The 16,623-nt window shown below is 61.4% G+C and carries 16 protein-coding genes and 1 tRNA gene; 13 read left to right on the forward strand and 4 right to left on the reverse strand.

Annotated elements, in window-relative coordinates; all coding sequences use genetic code 11:
- Positions 1–61 precede the first annotated feature (61 nt).
- The 3 genes from kynU (at position 62) to ABDK06_RS00075 (ending at position 2,253) form a co-directional block, all read left to right on the forward strand.
- Positions 62–1,306 (forward strand): kynureninase, encoded by a 1,245-nt coding sequence (gene kynU / locus ABDK06_RS00065; protein WP_394937646.1) that lies wholly within the window; start codon positions 62–64, stop codon positions 1,304–1,306.
- Between the two features lie 79 nt (positions 1,307–1,385).
- On the forward strand, positions 1,386–1,730 hold the full coding sequence (locus ABDK06_RS00070) for an ArsR/SmtB family transcription factor (protein ID WP_394937648.1): 345 nt from the start codon (positions 1,386–1,388) through the stop codon (positions 1,728–1,730).
- Positions 1,731–1,734: 4 nt separating this feature from the next.
- The gene (locus tag ABDK06_RS00075) at positions 1,735–2,253 is read left to right on the forward strand and encodes an SRPBCC family protein (RefSeq protein ID WP_394937650.1); all 519 of its coding nucleotides are present in this window, start codon (positions 1,735–1,737) and stop codon (positions 2,251–2,253) included.
- A gap of 76 nt (positions 2,254–2,329) precedes the next feature.
- On the opposite strand, the gene ABDK06_RS00080 is transcribed toward ABDK06_RS00075, so the two are convergent.
- Positions 2,330–2,412: transfer RNA gene (locus ABDK06_RS00080), tRNA-Leu, on the reverse strand.
- Between the two features lie 156 nt (positions 2,413–2,568).
- Between ABDK06_RS00080 and ABDK06_RS00085 the strand changes: the two genes are divergently transcribed.
- Both ABDK06_RS00085 and ABDK06_RS00090 read left to right on the forward strand, forming a co-directional pair.
- Positions 2,569–3,873, forward strand: coding sequence for a M20/M25/M40 family metallo-hydrolase (locus ABDK06_RS00085; protein WP_394937652.1), 1,305 nt, complete (start codon positions 2,569–2,571; stop codon positions 3,871–3,873).
- Positions 3,873–5,045 carry an acyl-CoA dehydrogenase family protein gene (locus ABDK06_RS00090; RefSeq protein WP_394937654.1) on the forward strand — a complete coding sequence of 391 codons (1,173 nt, stop codon included), beginning with the start codon at positions 3,873–3,875 and terminating at the stop codon, positions 5,043–5,045. Before ABDK06_RS00085 ends, ABDK06_RS00090 begins: the two co-directional genes overlap by 1 nt.
- 40 nt (positions 5,046–5,085) lie before the next feature.
- Here the strand turns inward: ABDK06_RS00090 and ABDK06_RS00095 are convergent, their stop codons facing one another.
- Entirely contained in the window at positions 5,086–5,352 is a 267-nt protein-coding gene (locus tag ABDK06_RS00095) for a DUF5703 family protein (protein WP_394937656.1), read from the reverse strand.
- A 39-nt stretch (positions 5,353–5,391) separates the two neighbouring features.
- On the opposite strand from ABDK06_RS00095, the gene ABDK06_RS00100 reads away from it, so the two are divergent.
- On the forward strand, positions 5,392–5,667 hold the full coding sequence (locus ABDK06_RS00100) for a hypothetical protein (protein ID WP_394937658.1): 276 nt from the start codon (positions 5,392–5,394) through the stop codon (positions 5,665–5,667).
- A gap of 122 nt (positions 5,668–5,789) precedes the next feature.
- On the opposite strand, the gene ABDK06_RS00105 is transcribed toward ABDK06_RS00100, so the two are convergent.
- Entirely contained in the window at positions 5,790–6,719 is a 930-nt protein-coding gene (locus ABDK06_RS00105; protein ID WP_394937660.1) for an aldo/keto reductase, read from the reverse strand.
- A 72-nt stretch (positions 6,720–6,791) separates the two neighbouring features.
- Between ABDK06_RS00105 and ABDK06_RS00110 the strand changes: the two genes are divergently transcribed.
- The gene (locus ABDK06_RS00110) at positions 6,792–7,628 is read left to right on the forward strand and encodes an undecaprenyl-diphosphate phosphatase (RefSeq protein ID WP_394937662.1); all 837 of its coding nucleotides are present in this window, start codon (positions 6,792–6,794) and stop codon (positions 7,626–7,628) included.
- A complete protein-coding gene (mshC, locus tag ABDK06_RS00115) occupies positions 7,625–8,878 on the forward strand; it encodes a cysteine--1-D-myo-inosityl 2-amino-2-deoxy-alpha-D-glucopyranoside ligase (protein WP_394937664.1) in 1,254 nt (417 codons plus the stop codon). Before ABDK06_RS00110 ends, mshC begins: the two co-directional genes overlap by 4 nt.
- 47 nt (positions 8,879–8,925) lie before the next feature.
- On the opposite strand, the gene ABDK06_RS00120 is transcribed toward mshC, so the two are convergent.
- Positions 8,926–9,816: a PAC2 family protein gene (locus ABDK06_RS00120; RefSeq protein ID WP_394937667.1), complete on the reverse strand. Its 891-nt coding sequence runs from the start codon at positions 9,814–9,816 to the stop codon at positions 8,926–8,928.
- A 126-nt stretch (positions 9,817–9,942) separates the two neighbouring features.
- Here ABDK06_RS00120 and ABDK06_RS00125 point away from each other — a divergent pair, with 126 nt between their 5' ends.
- From ABDK06_RS00125 to dop, 5 genes are all read left to right on the forward strand, one after another.
- Positions 9,943–10,704: an HAD family hydrolase gene (locus ABDK06_RS00125; RefSeq protein ID WP_394937669.1), complete on the forward strand. Its 762-nt coding sequence runs from the start codon at positions 9,943–9,945 to the stop codon at positions 10,702–10,704.
- Positions 10,701–11,888, forward strand: coding sequence for a site-2 protease family protein (locus ABDK06_RS00130; RefSeq protein ID WP_394937671.1), 1,188 nt, complete (start codon positions 10,701–10,703; stop codon positions 11,886–11,888). The genes ABDK06_RS00125 and ABDK06_RS00130 overlap by 4 nt, the downstream gene beginning before the upstream one ends.
- A gap of 63 nt (positions 11,889–11,951) precedes the next feature.
- Positions 11,952–12,989: a tRNA (adenine-N1)-methyltransferase gene (locus ABDK06_RS00135; RefSeq protein WP_394937673.1), complete on the forward strand. Its 1,038-nt coding sequence runs from the start codon at positions 11,952–11,954 to the stop codon at positions 12,987–12,989.
- A gap of 170 nt (positions 12,990–13,159) precedes the next feature.
- A complete protein-coding gene (gene arc, locus ABDK06_RS00140; RefSeq protein WP_394937675.1) occupies positions 13,160–14,896 on the forward strand; it encodes a proteasome ATPase in 1,737 nt (578 codons plus the stop codon).
- A 52-nt stretch (positions 14,897–14,948) separates the two neighbouring features.
- Positions 14,949–16,559 (forward strand): depupylase/deamidase Dop, encoded by a 1,611-nt coding sequence (gene dop, locus ABDK06_RS00145; RefSeq protein ID WP_394937677.1) that lies wholly within the window; start codon positions 14,949–14,951, stop codon positions 16,557–16,559.
- Positions 16,560–16,623 lie beyond the last annotated feature (64 nt).

A 16,623-nucleotide genomic window follows, 5' to 3' on the forward strand; every position in this document is an offset into this window, starting at 1 on the left:
TTGATGTGAGCGGCTGCGGCGCTCTGCTCTGAACGTGGCTCTGCTGAAATATGCTGGGCTCATGAGCGTAAACCCCACAGCCACCTCCCTGAGTTTCGACCAAGCCCAGAACCGCGATCTGCGGGACCCCTTGCAGCAGTATCGGGACGCCTTCATCGGCAGTGACGATCCCGCCGTCGTCGCCTATTTGGATGGGAACTCGCTGGGCCGGCCGCTGCAAGCCAGCGCCGATCGGATCAGGGATTTCATCGCTGAGCAGTGGGCCGGGCGACTGATCCGGGGCTGGGATGAGGGATGGTTGCAGATGCCAGCCCGGATCGGTGACGATCTGGGCCGCAGCATGCTCGGCGCCGCCCCGGGGCAGCTCAGCATTGCTGACTCCACTACGGTGCTGCTCTATAAACTCTGCCGTGCGGCGGTTGCAGCAAAACCCGGTCGTCGGCAAGTCGTCCTCGATACCGATAACTTCCCCACCGATCGTTTCATCATGCAGGGCATTGCCGCGGAGTGCGGTCTGGAGTTGCGCTGGATCAAACCGGCTTATGACGGCGGGGTGACCGCCGAGGAGCTGGCCGAGGTAGTCAATGAGCAGACTGCCCTCGTGCTGCTCAGCCACGTCGCCTATCGTTCTGGTTATCTGGCGGATGTTGCAGCGCTGACCGAGATAGCGCATCGGGCGGGCGCCCTGATCCTCTGGGATCTTTGCCACTCGGTGGGCGTAGTGCCCACTGAACTCGATGCCTGGGGTGTTGATCTGGCTGTCGGCTGCACTTACAAATACCTGAATGGCGGTCCGGGGTCCCCGGCCTTCGGCTATGTCAGGGCCGGCTTGCAAGAGGAATTGCGTCAGCCCATCCAGGGTTGGTTGGGCAGCGAAGAGCCATTTGCGATGGGGGAGCAGTACCAGCCCGCTCAGGGAATCCGCGCCTTCACCTCGGGCACTCCGCCGATGCTGGGCATGCTTGCGCTGCGGGAGATGATTGCGTTGATCGAGTCGGTCGGCATTGACGCTGTGCGGGCGAAGTCGGTGGCGCTCACTGAATACGCCATCGAGCTTTACGACGGCGTGCTGGCCCCTCTCGGTGTACAGCTGGCCTCTCCCCGGCAGTCCGGTCAGCGGGGTGGGCATATCACCGTAGATCACCCCAGTTTCAAGCAGGTCACCGCTGAGCTGTGGGAACAGGGCATCATTCCGGACTTCCGCAACCCGAACGGCATCCGGCTGGGTCTTTCACCGCTTTCCACTAGCTACTCGGAACTGTGGGTCGGTGTGGATGCGATCCGGGCTGCGCTGAGTTCTACCTGACGCGCCCTTGGACGATGATCCAATAAGGAAATTTGTTAATACGCTTGCCCATATATATGAAGATATGTATATTTAAGTCATGACATCAACAGTGGTTCTGGAAGCGATCGCCGAGCCAACTCGACGGCGTATCCTCGATGCTGTTCGGGGCGGCGAACGCTCAGTCAGTGACCTGGTCGAGATCGTCGGTATGCATCAACCTGGCGTCTCGCGGCATCTCAAGGTGCTACGTGAGGCAGGCCTGGTTAAAGTTCGGGTAGCTGCGCAGCGACGACTTTACAGCTTGCAAGCAGAGCCCCTCAAAGAATTGGATGCCTGGCTCGAACCGTATCGGCAGGAGTGGTCTCAGCGACTCGATGCTCTGGAACGTCATCTGGAGCGCACCGCGACTCCGGTCGAGAACAATCACCCACCAAAGGAGTAAAGCTATGAACCCCAGTAGCCTTGGCAGTATCGAGCGCACCGCCGACGGCGGCATCGTTCGCTTCGATCGTTTACTCGCCTTCTCGCTGGAGGACGTCTGGGCGGCAATTACTGAGCCTGATCGTCTCGCTGACTGGTGGCCGCCGATGGCGGCGGATATCACCGTCGATCTCCGCGAAGGCGGCAAAATAGTCTTCGCTTGGCCAGACGCGGACTTCCCGAGCATGGAGTTCACCATCGTGCGTCTAGAAGTGCCGACGCTGCTTGAACACACCCACACTGGCCCCGGCTCATGGATGCGCTGGGAGTTAGAAGCTACCGAACGAGGAACCCGGCTGCTGGCTACCTACTTTGTTCCAGATCTGGACCTGGCTCTTGAACGCGGCGACCTTCTCGGGTTGCATCACTCCCTGGATCGCCTGATACCGGCGCTCTCGGGTCAGCCGGCCGGCTGGGACAATGAGGCCTTCAATGAGCTTCGAGCCGCTTATGCCGGACGTGATACCACCGAAGCCCAAGCCTGAATCTGCTTCCAGCCAAGACCACAAAAACAGCCCCTCATCCGGCCGAAAGGTCAGATGAGGGGCTGTTCTTCAAACGTGCGCGGAGGGGGACTTGAACCCCCACCCCGTTTCCAGGACTAGCACCTCAAGCTAGCGCGTCTGCCATTCCGCCACCCGCGCAGGTGGACTTCCGTGGACTTCAGATTGCCCTTCGGCGTATCAAAAAGTCATGAAAGCAGCGAGAAAAACTGTAACACGATTCTGGGTGAAAACTTGAATCCGCTCGGCGGTAGGGTGGAGAGATACCCAATGTTGACGGTGATTGGAGCGTGACTCGTGGAACATCCCAAGGCTCAGGATGAAGTGGTACGGATCTGCCGGGAGTTGATCCAAATCGACACCTCCAACTACGGCGATAACACCGGCCCGGGAGAGCGGCTCGCCGCTGAGTACACTGCCGCGCTGATCGAAGAAGTCGGATTAGAGACGACGATCTTCGAGTCGTTACCCGGCCGTACCTCCCTGATAGCCAGAATGCCGGGCAAGGATCCCGCCAAAGGCGCCCTCGTGGTGCACGGCCATCTGGACGTCGTTCCAGCCCAAAAGGAAGACTGGTCGGTGGATCCTTTTGCGGCCGAGCAGAAAGACGGCCTGATCTGGGGTCGCGGCGCGGTAGACATGAAGGATATGGACGCCATGATCCTCTCGGTGCTGCGCTCGATGGCTCGCGAGGGCCGGGTGCCGGAGCGGGATCTGATCTTCGCGTTTTTCGCCGATGAGGAAGCCGGTGGCACCTATGGCTCGCATTGGGCGGTGAACCATAAACCGGAGCTCTTCGCTGGGGCAACCGAAGCGATCAGCGAGGTCGGCGGATACTCCACCGAGATCGGCGGCCAGCGGGCTTATTTGCTGCAAACCGCCGAGAAAGGCCTGTCCTGGCTGCGCTTGCTGGCCCATGGCCGGGCGGGCCACGGCTCGCAGATCAACACCGATAACGCGGTCACCCGCTTGGCAGCGGCGGTGACCCGGATCGGGCAGTATGAGTGGCCCATCGAACTGACCAAGACGACCCGGCAATTCCTCGACGGCGTGACTGAGCTCACCGGCGTCGAATTCGATCCGAACAATCCCGAGGAGATCCTCAAAGAACTCGGAACGGTCGCCAGGTTCGTGGGAGCCACACTGCAGAACACCACCAACCCCACCGTGCTGCGCAGTGGCTATAAACACAATGTGATTCCGGGGACCGCCGAAGCGCTCATCGATGCGCGTACCCTGCCGGGGCAGCAGGAACAGGTGCTGGAGATCGTCCGTGAGCTGGCCGGGGAGGGCATCGAGGTCAGCTACGCGCACCAGGACGTCGATCTGGAGGTACCCTTCGCCGGGAATCTGATCGATGCCATGATCGACGCGCTGCACAGCGAGGACCCGGGAGCCAAAGTACTGCCGTATACGCTCTCCGGCGGAACCGATAATAAAGCGCTGAGCCGGCTGGGCATCACCGGCTACGGGTTCGCACCTCTGCAACTGCCGAATGATCTGGACTTCACCGGAATGTTCCACGGCGTGGATGAGCGAGTGCCGGTGGACTCGCTGAAATTCGGAGTGCGGGTGCTCGACAGATTGCTGAGCACCTACTGATGTCGGAGCCGAAGGATCCGGATCAGCGGCGTAGCACGGCTCAGTTGGCCGCTGAACTGCTGAGCGATGAACTGCTGGAAAGATTTCGGCGGAGGGCAGCCGAGTACGACGCCGAGAACCGCTTCTTCACCGAAGACTTGCAGGAACTCCAGGAACTCGGTTATCTGAAACTGTTCTGCCGGACTGATAGTGGTCTGGAGCTGGCTTCGGCTGCACAGCGCAGACTGGCCACCGCTGCCCCGGCCACCGCGCTGGCGATCAATATGCATCTGGTCTGGACCGGCGTCGCCAGATTGCTCCTGGAACGCGGGGATGCTTCGCTGCACTTCGTACTCGACGAGGCCGCGGCGGGTGAGATCTTCGCCTTCGGTAACTCGGAAGCGGGCAATGATTCGGTGCTCTTCGATTCCACGACACTCGCAGAACCCGCTGGGGATGGTGGTTACCGTTTTACCGGCCGGAAGATCTTCACCTCGCTCTCGCCCGCTTGGACAAGGCTCGGCGTCTTCGGCAAGGATGCCAGTTCCGCCGAGCCGCAGCTGGTGCACGGCTTCATCGACCGGAGGAGCTCCGGGTACCAGGTGTTCAACGACTGGGACACCCTCGGTATGCGAGCCAGCCAGTCCAATACCACGCTGCTGGAAGGCGTGCTGGTTCCTGCCGAACGGATCTTCCGCAAGCTTCCGGTCGGCCCGAATAGGGATCCATTGATCTTTGCGATTTTCGCTTGCTTCGAAACCCTGATCGCCTCGGTCTATGCCGGAATAGGGGAGCGCGCTGTGCAACTTGCGGTACTTGCAGCCCAACGGCGTCATTCCCAGAAGAACGACGCCGTACTGGCCAGCGATCCGCTGGTGCGGCAGCGAGTCGCCCGGGCAGCGCTGCTGATGGACGGCATCTACCCACAACTCGCCGCAGTGGCCCGGGACATCGACCAGCGGGTGGACCGCGGTGCACAGTGGTTCGCCAGCCTGGTAGGGCTCAAGATCCGTTCCACTGAAGCGGCCCGTGAGGTGGTCGATCTGGCGATCAAGGTCGGCGGTGGGGCCAGTTATTTCACCGGCAGCGAACTAGCCAGGCTTTACCGCGACGTCTTGGCCGGGCAATTCCACCCGTCCAGCGAGGATTCGGCGCTCAACACCATCGCCACTGCCTGGCTGGGCCCGGCTTAGCCAGATTCAGCCAGATCTCAGGTACTGAGGCGGTGCGGGCTTAGGCGGTGCGTTCCACGCGGAGAATTTTTCGCCGCAACCAGAACTGTCGACCGCCTCCGACGTAGAGCCTGCTGCGTTCCAGTTCCCATTTGCCGTACTCGGCGTGTTCAGTGAGTCGCTGACGGGCCTCATTAATGGACTCCCGCGGGCTCACCGTCACAACCAGGTACTCGTACTGTCGTGCGTAATCGCGCTCTCGGCGAACTGATCCGGACTGCTCCCGGTTGCCACGACCGGGGAGCCGCACTTCAAATTCTTCTCCCATGACTCCCTATTTTCGTCCCTAAGGGCTAACGTCGTATACATGAGCATAGATCCGCGTGTCGCGTTGCAGTCCCTGACCACAGCGCTCGAGGAGCATTTAGCTGCCTCGACTGCCCGTCGCGGTGACGACGATCCCGCCGTGGAAGCCGCTTATCTGGCCATTGCAGACGCTTTTGAAGTGTACGAAGAAGTGCTCTACGACGCCCACGGGGAAGTTACGCCATTGGTCATTTATGAAGAAGATGACGATGAAGACGACGACGAACTGGACGACGAGGCAGAGCCCAGCCGCGATGAGCGCGGAACATCCGAATAAGTCACCGGGCTATTCTTGACCGGTCGATTTTTATCGGTCGAACTTTCGGCTGACAACGCCGGCCACCCGGAGCAGCCGCGAGTTCAAAAGTGTTCCTCGGTGCAGCTGTGCATCAGCCAGCTTCAGGCTGAAACCTCATCGAGCACGCTGACGATCTGACTGGGCAGAGGTTCCAGGCTCCCGGCGAGTAACGCCTCCAACTGAGCCGAGGTCCGCGGGCCGATCACCGCGGTGGCCACAGTGGGTCGTTCGACGAGCCAGCTCAGCGCGACATCGCTCGGGCTCCGATCAAGGCCCTTGGCCGCGGTGATCAGAGCTTCCGTGATCCTGCTTGGCTTGCCCGAAAGATACGGTTCAACATAGGTTCCCCAGCGTTCTGAAGCGCCTCGGGAATCACTGGGAATCTGACCGCGGTACTTTCCGGTCAGCACACCGCGGCCTAAAGCCGCCCAGCACATCAGCCCCACCCCGGCATCCTCAGCCGCTGGCAGCACCTCCGCCTCTACCGTGCGGCTCAACAACGAGTACTCCACCTGATTAGCCACCAGTGGGTTCTCCGAGAGCTGGGCGGCCTTGGCCAGCTGCCAGCCCGCGTAGTTCGATACTCCGGCATAGCGCACCCGGCCGGAGTCCACCGCATAATCGAGTGCGGCCAGCGTCTCATCGAGCGGCACATGGGGATCCCAGGTGTGCGCCAGCCAAAGATCCAGGTAGTCGGTGCCCAGCCTGGCCAAGGAGGCATCCAACCCCGCCAGCAGGCCGCGTCGGGAGCAGTCAACCATTCGCTGGCCATCGCGTCGTTCGATTCCGGCCTTCGAGACCAGGACCACCTCTGGCCTGGCCACGACATCTCCGATCAGCTCACCGAGAATCGCTTCGCTGCTGCCTTCCCCGTAGCTGATAGCGGTGTCCAGTACCGTGCCACCCGCGCCGAGATAGCTCTTCAAGAGCTCGCGGCATTGATCTTCATCACTCGTGGTTCCCCAGGACATGGTGCCCAGGCTGAGCGCGGAGACGCGCAGGCCGCTATTGCCAAGGAATCGCTGTTGCATGAGCCAAGTTTACGTGCCATTTAAGTTCGCCTGTGCAGCGAACAGTCGCGTGAATGGCATAAAGTCATCTACGTGAACTGGTTAGAAGCTGCCTTCTTAGGACTCGTACAGGGCTTGACTGAATTCCTGCCGATCTCCTCAAGCGCCCATTTGTTTATCGTCGGCAAGTTGATCGGCTTGGAAGATCCCGGAGCCGCTTTTACCGCGGTCAGCCAGCTGGGTACGGAAGCCGCCGTGGTGGTCTTTTTCTGGCGCGATATCGTGCGGATCATCAAGCACTGGTGGCTTTCTATCGTCGGCAAAATGTCTCGTCAGGACCCGGATGCCCGAATGGGCTGGCTCGTCATCGTGGGCTCAATCCCGATTATCGTGATCGGCATCTTCTTCCAGAACGCCATCGAAGGAGCGCTCCGCAATCTCTGGCTGGTGGCCACCAGCCTGATCGTCTTCGGCGTCATTCTGGCGATCGCCGATGCGGTGGGCAAGCACCAGCGAACCCTTGACCAGCTCACCGTGAAACACGGCATCTTCTACGGCCTGGCTCAGTGCCTGGCGCTCATTCCCGGCGTTTCCCGCTCCGGTGGCACCATCACCGCAGGCCTTCTGATGGGCTACACCCGCGAGGCGGCGGCTCGGTATTCCTTCTTACTCGCGATCCCCGCAGTGCTGGGCAGCGGCTTCTACGAACTCTACAAAGTCTTCGGTAAGGGCGAAGGAGTTCAAGGCCCCTTCGGTTTCGCGGAGACCGCGCTGGCCACCGTGGTGGCTTTCATCGTCGGGTACTTCATCATCGGCTGGTTCTTGAAGTTCATCTCGAACAATAGCTACCGGATCTTCATCTGGTACCGCATCGCCCTCGGCTTGCTGGTCTTCGTGCTGCTCGGCTTCTCCGTGATCACTCCCGCATGAGAGCCTGGAAGTCCCCTGAACTCAGGCAGCTGCCCGGACGCCTGGAGTCCCTGGAGATCTTTGACACCATGAGCCGGGGCAGACAGCAGCTTCCCGTGGAAGGCGAGGTGAGCCTGTACGTCTGCGGCATCACCCCCTACGACGCGACCCATATGGGGCATGCTGCTACCTATCTGACTTTTGATCTGCTCGGCCGGGCCTGGCGAGACGCCGGGGCCACCGTGAAATACGTGCAGAACGTCACGGATGTCGATGATCCTCTCTTAGAACGCGCTGATCGTGATGGCGTGGACTGGCGAGAACTCGCCGCCTCGCAAACCGATCTCTTCCGCGCCGATATGGAAGCGCTTCAGGTGCTGCCACCGGAGCACTACATCGGAGCCGTGGAAGCGATCGAATGGATAGTCCCCGAGGTTGAGCGGCTGGTCGTGGAAGGGCTGGCCTATCCGGTTCCCGGCGGAGATATCTATTTCGACGTCGCAGCCGCCTCTCAGCGAAAAGTCCCCGAAGCCTGGTGGCTGGGCCAGGTGTCCGGGCTGAGCGAAAACGAAATGATGCCGCTCTTCGCAGAGCGCGGCGGAGACCCGGAGCGTTTCGGGAAGCGAAACCCGCTGGATGCGCTGCTCTGGCGAACCGCGAGGGACGGCGAGCCCAGCTGGCCCGGTGGCAGCCTCGGTGAGGGGCGCCCTGGCTGGCATATTGAGTGCACCGTGATCTCCCGGCGTTTCCTGCCCGCTCCTTTCACCGTGCAAGGCGGAGGTTCAGACCTGATTTTCCCGCATCACGAAATGAGTGCGGGTCATGCCTGGGCACTGACCCAGCAGCCGATGTCCAGATTCTATGCGCACACCGGTATGGTCGGCCTCGACGGCGAGAAGATGTCTAAGTCGAAGGGCAACCTGGTGCTGGTCTCAGCGTTGCGCGCCTCCGGCGTCGAACCCGCCGCGATTCGCCTCGCTGTGCTGGCCAATCACTACCGGAGCGACTGGTTCTGGACTCAAGAGCTACTGACCGCGGCTGAATCTCGGCTGGTGGCCTGGCGTGAAGCGCTTTCCACTGCGCCAAAGGGATCCGCAGAGCCACTGCTCGCCGAGCTCAGGGCTGCTATGGCCGACGATCTCAATGCTCCCGAGGCACTCTCCGCGATTGATCGTTGGGCGCACGCTGCTGGTCAGCAGGCCTCGCAAAGCGACTCGGATGCCGGCTTGGTCCGCCTCGCCGTGGATCAATTGCTCGGCGTCGCACTCTAGCCCGCCTACCTCGGCTGAGCGCCGACAAGCCTCAGCAGAAGAAGCGGCTAGCCCTGGCCCTTATCTTTGCCGCGACGTCGTAAATAACGCTCGAATTCCCGGGCAATCGATTCACCGGTGGCTTCGGGCAGGTCGGCGGTGTCCTTCGCTTCTTCGAGTTGCCGCACATAGGCGGCGACCTCTGGGTCATCGGTGGCGAGCTCATTGACGCCGCGTTCCCAGGCCTCGGCCTCCTCCACGATATCCGTGGTCTCGAAAGGCGCCTGCAGCAGTTCCTCGATCTTGTGCAAGAGCGTCAACTGAGCTTTGGGCGAGGGAGATTGCGCTACGTAGTGCGGCACCGCGGCCCAGAGCGAGAGGGTCGGCAAGCCGCGCCGGGCAGCCGCGTCAGCAAGCACCCCGACGATGCCGATGGGGCCTTCATACTGCGGGGCCTCCAGATTGAGCCGCTCCCGGAAGCGGTCATCATCGCTCGTGGAGGTTACCGGAATAGGTCGGCTATGCGGCACATCGGCGAGTAGAGCTCCGACCAGCACCAGGCTGTCCACACCCTGCTGCTCGGCATGCTGCAGCAGCTCCTCGGTATAGGCTCGCCAGCGATAGGAGGGCTCGATGCCGTGCACGAAGACCACGTCCACCTGGCTATTCGGCAGCGAAACCCGGGAAAGCTTGGTGGAAGGCCATTTGACCTTGCGCAGACCCTCCGAGTTCCTTTTGATCACCGGCCGGGTGAACTGGAAGTCGTAGTACTCCTCGGCATCAATCTTCGCCACTTTGCTAGCGCCCCAGTGCTTGTGCAGGTACTTCAGTGCATCACTGGCCGCATCTCCGGCGTCGTTCCACCCCTCGAAGGCCGCAAGCATCACGGTAACCCGTTCACCCTCGGCGAGCGAGGGCAGGAATTGGCCCGGCTGGGCGGCGTCGTCAAATCTGCTCACCCCACCACCCTACGACCCGCAGCAGTCGCTTGCCGGCTATGACAGTCCCAGTAATGGCCGATTCGCTGAGAGCTTAGCTTCAGTCGACTGGAACGGGCGGCCAAGAGCTGCCGGTAAAATGAATCCATGCAATCATCTCTCCCTGAGTCAGATCTGCCCGGGCCCCTTGAAAGCCCAGCGGTGACCGGGGCCGCCGATCCCGTGCAAGGCGTGGCCGGCGAGCTCAAAGCTGTGCTCTGGGATATGGACGGCACCCTGGTTGACACCGAGCCGTACTGGATCGCCTCAGAATCCGCTTTGGTCGCCGAATATGGTGGCCAGTGGAGCCATCAGCAAGCGATGGCTCTGGTCGGGCAGTCCCTCTGGCATTCCGCCGGGGTGCTGCAAGAAGCCGGAGTGGCGCTCAGCAAGCGCGAAATCATCGACGAGATGACCGCTCGGGTGATTGAAAGAATCCGTGTTCGCCTGCCCTGGCGGCCCGGTGCTCGGGAGTTGCTGACGGACCTGCGAGAGAAACAGCTTCGCTGTGCACTGGTCACCATGAGCGAAGCGCCTCTGGTGCGAGAAGTCGTGGCCGCACTGCCCGCCGGGACCTTTGAATTCACCGTTACCGGAGATCAGGTGGAGCAGGGCAAACCGCATCCGGAACCCTATTTGCGAGCGATCGCGCACTTGGCGCAGAGCGACCCTGAGCTGGGCGTGGAGAATTGCATTGCACTGGAGGATTCGCTACCCGGAGTGCAGTCCGCGTTGAGCGCTGGTCTGCTGACCATCGGCATTCCGCACACCGTGCCTTTGCCGGAGGATCCGAGGAGGATTACCTGGAGTACCTTGCAAGAGCGCTATGCTGAGGACTTGTTTTTGCTGAAAGCGCAGGCTGGTCAATGAGTAATCTGAATGAGTCCGCAGCGGGTGCCCCAACCGGGCCTCCGGTGCGCCGTGAGGGCATCCCGTTGGGGCGGATCGCCGGAATCCCGATTATTCTGGCCTACTCCTGGTTCGTCATCGCTGCCTTCACCGTGCTGGTTTTCGGGCCGGTGATTTCGTTGACTTTCCCCACCCTGGGATTCTGGGCTTATGGGATCGCTTTCATCTACGCGCTGCTCTTGCTCTTCTCGGTACTCATCCATGAACTCGCACACGCTCTGGTCGGCAAGGTCTACGGTTGGCCGACGCAAAAGATCGTGCTCAATCTGTGGGGCGGGCACACCCAGTTCGACAACTTCACAGCGACCCCGGGGCGCTCACTAATTGTTGCGTTCTCCGGCCCGGTAGCGAATTTTGTGCTGGCCGGGCTCGGCTGGCTGCTAGTGATCAGCCTGCCCGGAGTGACTTCGATCGGCACCGCCTTGGTGACAGCGCTGGCCAATATCTTCGTCTGGGCGAATTTCCTGATCGGTGCCTTCAACATCCTGCCCGGCTTGCCCCTGGACGGTGGACGCCTGGTGGAATCGATCGTCTGGAAGCTCACCGGAAGTCAGGAAAAAGGCACCGTGGCGGCCGGTTGGGCGGGTCGCGTCGTGGTCGTGGTGCTCCTGATCTTCGCACTGGGCTTGCCCTTCGTGCTCAACCAGGCGCTCAATATCCAGACCGCCTTGTTCAGCCTCTTGATCGCTGCCTTCCTCTGGACTGGCGCCAGCCAAGCGATCACCACCGCTCGAATGCGTTTGCGATTACCGGAGATCAGCGCTGGAAAGCTCAGCAGCCCGGCGATCGGTATGCCGGACGATGTTTCGGTGGCTCAAGTGCTCTCGATGCTCTCCCGCAACGCCGGAATCTGCGTTGTGCTCACCGTGAAGGACGGCCGCCCCGCCTATCTGGTCGATCCATTGATCCTGGCCACGGTGCCATTGACCGCGGCCGCCTCCACCCCGGCGACCGCTGTTTCACATACGCTTGCTGCTGGAGGCTATGTGCCCGAATCCGCTTCGGGGCAGGAACTCATCCAGTACCTGGCACAGCTCTCAGGCAGCGAGTACGCAGTGGTGGACGCCCGAGGGCAGGTCACCGGGCTGCTCCGGCAGCAGGTCGTAGTGGCCGCGGTGACCGGTAAGAACCTGCCTAACTCCTAGCTCTGCCCTCAGACTTTCCAGACTTTCCGATAGCGTTTCAGCAGCAACAGGATGGACACCGCAATGACTTCTCAGGACCTTCACGCCGACGATTTGCCGCACGGTGCGGCCGTCCGCCGCGGCCCTTTCCGGGCCGGTGAGCGTGTTCAGCTCACCGATGAGCGGGGTCGGATGAACACCATTACGCTGACCCCGGGATCCGCTTTCCACACGCATAAGGGCTTCCTGAATCACGCCGAGTTAATCGGCCAGCCCGAGGGCTCGATCGTGGCCAACACCACGGGGCAGCTCTATCAAGCACTCAGGCCCCTGCTGAGTGATTTCGTGCTCTCCATGCCCCGCGGCGCCGCGGTGGTATATCCCAAGGACGCCGGCCAGATCGTCACGATGGCTGATATCTATCCCGGTGCCCGGGTGGTGGAGGCCGGGGTCGGCTCCGGAGCCCTGTCCATCTCGCTGCTACGTGCGGTAGGGGATCGAGGCTATCTGCACTCCTTCGAACGCCGTGAGGAATTCGCCGCGATTGCCAAAGGGAACGTAGAGACGATCTTCGGCGGCCCGCACCCCGCGTGGCAGATCTCGCTCGGTGATTTCCAGGACGAAGTGGTGAAAGCCGAGGAGCCCGGCAGTGTGGACCGAGTGGTGCTCGATATGCTCGCCCCCTGGGAGTGCCTGGACGCGGTAGCGACCGTGCTGGCTCCCGGTGGTGTCTGGATCAACTACGTGGCCACCGTGACCCAGCTCTCCCGGACCGCTGAGGCGATCAGGGCCGATGGCCGCTTCACCGAGCCCGAGTCCTGGGAGTCTATGGTCCGGGGGTGGCATTTGGAAGGGCTCGCGGTACGACCGAACCACCGGATGGTGGCACATACCGGTTTCCTCTTAGTGACCCGCAAGCTCGCCGATGGCGTGACCTCCCTGGGTCTCAAGCGCCGCCCTTCGAAGACCGAGTTCAGTGCAGAGGATCTCGAGGCCTGGACGCCGGGCTCCGTGGGGGAGCGCGCTGTCTCGGACAAGAAGCTGCGGAGAGCGGCTCGGGACGCCGTCGCCACCACCCAGACCCGTGGGCACGTCGCCCCGGCGGTGGAGCCGGAAGACTGAAGTCGAAGCACCCGGCTCGGCGACGAGCTTTCCTGGTGCCGGGAATCTCGCGTCAGAGATATCGGAGGGGCGGAACCGTCCGCGACACTCAAGAGGCTGCGTGAAGACCCGAATCCGTTTTCGGCGGTTCCTGTTCTAGATTGGTAAATAGGAATAAAGGAGCTGATCACATGGCACAGGACTCGCAGTCGGATTTTCACTCTGCCCCCACGGAACGGGACTACCAGGCATTAGAGCGCCAATTCAATGTGCTCCGAGACAAGCTTAGGCAGATCGATAAGCAGCTCTCCACTGCTACGCAGAGCAATACCAGAATGGTTTCCATGTTGGAAACCGCCAAAGCGGAGATCCTCAAGCTCAAAGCTGCCCTCGAAAAAGACGGCCAAACCCCTTATAGCTTCGCAACTTTGACGCAGATCAACCAGCGCCAGCACGGCGCTACCGGTGGCAATCCACTCACCGAAGAGACCGTCGATGTGGCTTACCAAGGACGCAAGGTCCGGGTCGGACTCAGCCCGCTGGTCAATATCGCCTCGCTGAGCCCTGGCCAGGAGGTGCTGCTCAATGAATCCTTGACCGTGGTGGCAGCGTTGGGCTTCGAACGCACCGGGGAATTGGTGACCGTCAAAGAACTGCTCGGCACCGACCGGGTTCTGGTCACCGGCCGTGCAGATGAGGAAAGGGTTCTCAAACTCTCGGGGGCACTGCTGAGCCAGAAAGTACGGGTGGGGGATGCGCTTTCGGTGGATTCACGCACCGGTTACGCTCTGGAAAAGGTTCCCCGCTCCGAGGTGGAGAATCTGATCTTGGAGGAAGTGCCTGATATCTCTTATCACGACATCGGCGGGCTGGGGCCGCAGATCGAGCAGATCCGGGACGCCGTCGAACTGCCCTTCCTGCACCCGGATCTATATCGGGAACACGGTTTGAAACCGCCCAAGGGCATTCTGCTCTACGGGCCGCCAGGCTGCGGTAAAACGCTGATCGCCAAGGCGGTGGCCAATTCGCTGGCCGCCCGGGCTGCCGAGCGCAGCGGGCATAAGGAGACCAAGAGCTATTTTCTGAACATCAAAGGCCCCGAGCTGCTCGATAAATACGTCGGTGAAACCGAGCGGCAGATCCGCTTGATCTTCGCCCGAGCCCGAGAGAAAGCCTCTGATGGCAGCGCGGTCGTGGTGTTCTTTGACGAGATGGACTCCCTGTTCCGAACCCGCGGAACCGGGGTCTCCTCCGACGTCGAAACCACGATCGTGCCTCAGCTGCTGAGCGAGATCGACGGGGTGGAACGGCTGGACAATGTCATTGTGATCGGTGCCTCCAACCGCGAGGATATGATCGATCCGGCCATCCTGCGTCCCGGCAGGCTCGACGTCAAAGTCAAGATCCAGCGGCCCGACGCCGAAGCTGCCGCGGATATCTTCGCCAAGTATGTGACGGCCGATCTGCCCTTCCATCAGGATGATCTGGCCGCACACGAAGGCAGCGCTCAGGCCACCGTGGATGCGATGATTCAGCGTACCGTCGAGGCGATGTACTCCACCGATAAGTCCAATGAGTACCTTGAGGTCACCTACGCTAACGGGGATAGCGAAATGCTGTACTTCAAGGACTTCAACTCTGGTGCGGTGATTCAGAATGTGGTGGATCGGGCGAAGAAATACGCCATCAAAGATCTGCTCACCACAGGTGACAAGGGCATCAGGATCGACCATATGCTGCGCGCCGTGGTGGATGAATTCCGCGAGCACGAGGATATGCCCAACACTACGAACCCGGATGACTGGGCCCGGATCTCCGGCAAGAAGGGCGAGCGGATCACTTACATCCGCACCATCGTGCAGGGCAAGGCGGGGCAAGAACCCGGGAAGACGATCGAGACGGCGCCTAGTACCGGCCAATACCTGTGAGCATCGGTACCGATGAGTCCAGTGCGGCGACGGCTTCTCGTGGCGGTGGATCATGACGGCTAACCGCGTGATGGGAGCGGAGACCGAATACGGCATCCACGTGCCGACTTCCCCCGGTCTCAACGCGACCTGGCTTTCCTCGCAGGTTGTGCATGGTTATGCGCTGTTGAGCTCTGATCATGCGGCGGGTGGCACTGAAACCCCTTGGGACTATACGGATGAGACACCGTTGGCGGACGCCCGAGGCTGGACCATGCCGCGCTCTGAGGCCCATCCCTCACAACTGACCGATCGACCGGATATCCTGACGGCAGCCGGCATCGCGCTTTCCGATTGGGATAGCCCGGATGGCCCGCTAGACACCGCCGATCCGGTGCAGGACTCAGCCATGGTGATGAACATGGTGCTTGGGAACGGAGCCCGGCTCTACGTCGACCACGCCCATCCCGAATACTCTTCGCCAGAGGTGACGAACCCGGAAGCCGCGTTGATCTGGGATTTCGCCGGCGACACCGTCATGCGCACTATCCTGGCCGACCTCGAAAGACGCCGCGCGGCAGGAGAGTCGGAGCTGCCGGAAATCCAGCTCTATAAGAACAACACCGATAGCAAATCCGCCTCTTACGGCAGCCACGAAAACTACTTGATGCCGCGAACGGTGCCCTTCAGTCACATCGTTTCGGGGCTGACTCCGTTCTTCGTCACTCGTCAGCTGATCTGCGGAGCAGGCCGGGTCGGGCTGGGACAGGACGCCTCAAGCCCCGGCTTCCAGCTTAGCCAGCGGGCGGATTTCTTCGAGGCCGAGGTCGGACTGGAGACCACCATCCGCCGCCCGATCATCAACACCCGCGACGAACCGCACGCGATCGCCGATAAATATCGCAGGCTGCACGTGATCATCGGAGATGCCAATCTCTCCCAGGTCTCGCACTACTTGAAGTTCGGCACCACCGCCCTGGTGCTCGATCTGATCGAACGCGGTCTGGCACCTCAGATCGAAGTGTGGGAGCCGGTTGACGCGCTCCGCGCGGTGAGCCATGACCTGAGTTTGACGCGGCTCTATCGGTTGATCGATGGACGCCGGGTCAGCGCGCTGGATATTCAGTGGATGTACTTTGAAGCGGCCAGCAATTCGGCGGAGCAGAGGGATCGGCATACCGAAACGGTGCTGCAACGCTGGGAGCAGGCGCTCAGCGGCCTGGCCCAGGGCCCTGAGGCAGTCGCCGGTCAGGTCGAATGGGCTGCCAAGCTTGGGCTGCTGGAGCAGTACCGGCAGCGTGACGGCCTGGCTTGGGACGATGCCCGGCTCGCGCTAATCGATGTGCAGTGGGCTGATATACGTCTGGACAAGGGACTGGCCAATCGACTTCAAGCACGTGGGCGACTCGAGCAATTAGTGAGTCAGAGTACGATCGATGCCGCGGTCAATCTGCCGCCCGCGGATACCAGAGCCTATTTCCGGGGTGAAGCGATCCGCCGCTTTGGTTCGCAGGTAGTGGGGGCCAGCTGGGATTCGGTGATCTTCCAATTGCCGGCGCAGCGCAGAATCCAAAAGGTGCCCACGCGGGAACCCCTGCGCGGTACTAAGGAACTGGTGGGGCCGCTTTTTGAGGCACACGCGGATCTGGAAGACTTCTTACAGCAGCTTTTGAACAGCGGCTAGGCATTACCGGAGACGACCCGGCCCAAGCGGTGAGCAGCAGATCATGGCAGGATGAAGAGAACTA

It is taken from the genome of Psychromicrobium ferritrahens, from assembly GCF_043789415.1.
In the GTDB taxonomy this organism is placed as follows: domain Bacteria; phylum Actinomycetota; class Actinomycetes; order Actinomycetales; family Micrococcaceae; genus Renibacterium.

Excerpts from the sequence above, each read along its gene's own strand:
- mshC (WP_394937664.1), top strand. The coding sequence starts at position 7,625 with ATGAGAGCCTGGAAGTCCCCTGAACTCAGGCAGCTGCCCGGACGCCTG.
- arc (WP_394937675.1), top strand. The coding sequence starts at position 13,160 with ATGGCACAGGACTCGCAGTCGGATTTTCACTCTGCCCCCACGGAACGG.
- ABDK06_RS00070 (WP_394937648.1), top strand. The coding sequence starts at position 1,386 with ATGACATCAACAGTGGTTCTGGAAGCGATCGCCGAGCCAACTCGACGG.
- ABDK06_RS00130 (WP_394937671.1), top strand. The coding sequence starts at position 10,701 with ATGAGTAATCTGAATGAGTCCGCAGCGGGTGCCCCAACCGGGCCTCCG.
- ABDK06_RS00075 (WP_394937650.1), top strand. The coding sequence starts at position 1,735 with ATGAACCCCAGTAGCCTTGGCAGTATCGAGCGCACCGCCGACGGCGGC.
- kynU (WP_394937646.1), top strand. The coding sequence starts at position 62 with ATGAGCGTAAACCCCACAGCCACCTCCCTGAGTTTCGACCAAGCCCAG.
- ABDK06_RS00105 (WP_394937660.1), bottom strand. The coding sequence starts at position 6,719 with ATGCAACAGCGATTCCTTGGCAATAGCGGCCTGCGCGTCTCCGCGCTC.
- ABDK06_RS00125 (WP_394937669.1), top strand. The coding sequence starts at position 9,943 with ATGCAATCATCTCTCCCTGAGTCAGATCTGCCCGGGCCCCTTGAAAGC.
- ABDK06_RS00100 (WP_394937658.1), top strand. The coding sequence starts at position 5,392 with ATGAGCATAGATCCGCGTGTCGCGTTGCAGTCCCTGACCACAGCGCTC.
- ABDK06_RS00135 (WP_394937673.1), top strand. The coding sequence starts at position 11,952 with ATGACTTCTCAGGACCTTCACGCCGACGATTTGCCGCACGGTGCGGCC.
- ABDK06_RS00090 (WP_394937654.1), top strand. The coding sequence starts at position 3,873 with ATGTCGGAGCCGAAGGATCCGGATCAGCGGCGTAGCACGGCTCAGTTG.
- ABDK06_RS00095 (WP_394937656.1), bottom strand. The coding sequence starts at position 5,352 with ATGGGAGAAGAATTTGAAGTGCGGCTCCCCGGTCGTGGCAACCGGGAG.
- dop (WP_394937677.1), top strand. The coding sequence starts at position 14,949 with ATGACGGCTAACCGCGTGATGGGAGCGGAGACCGAATACGGCATCCAC.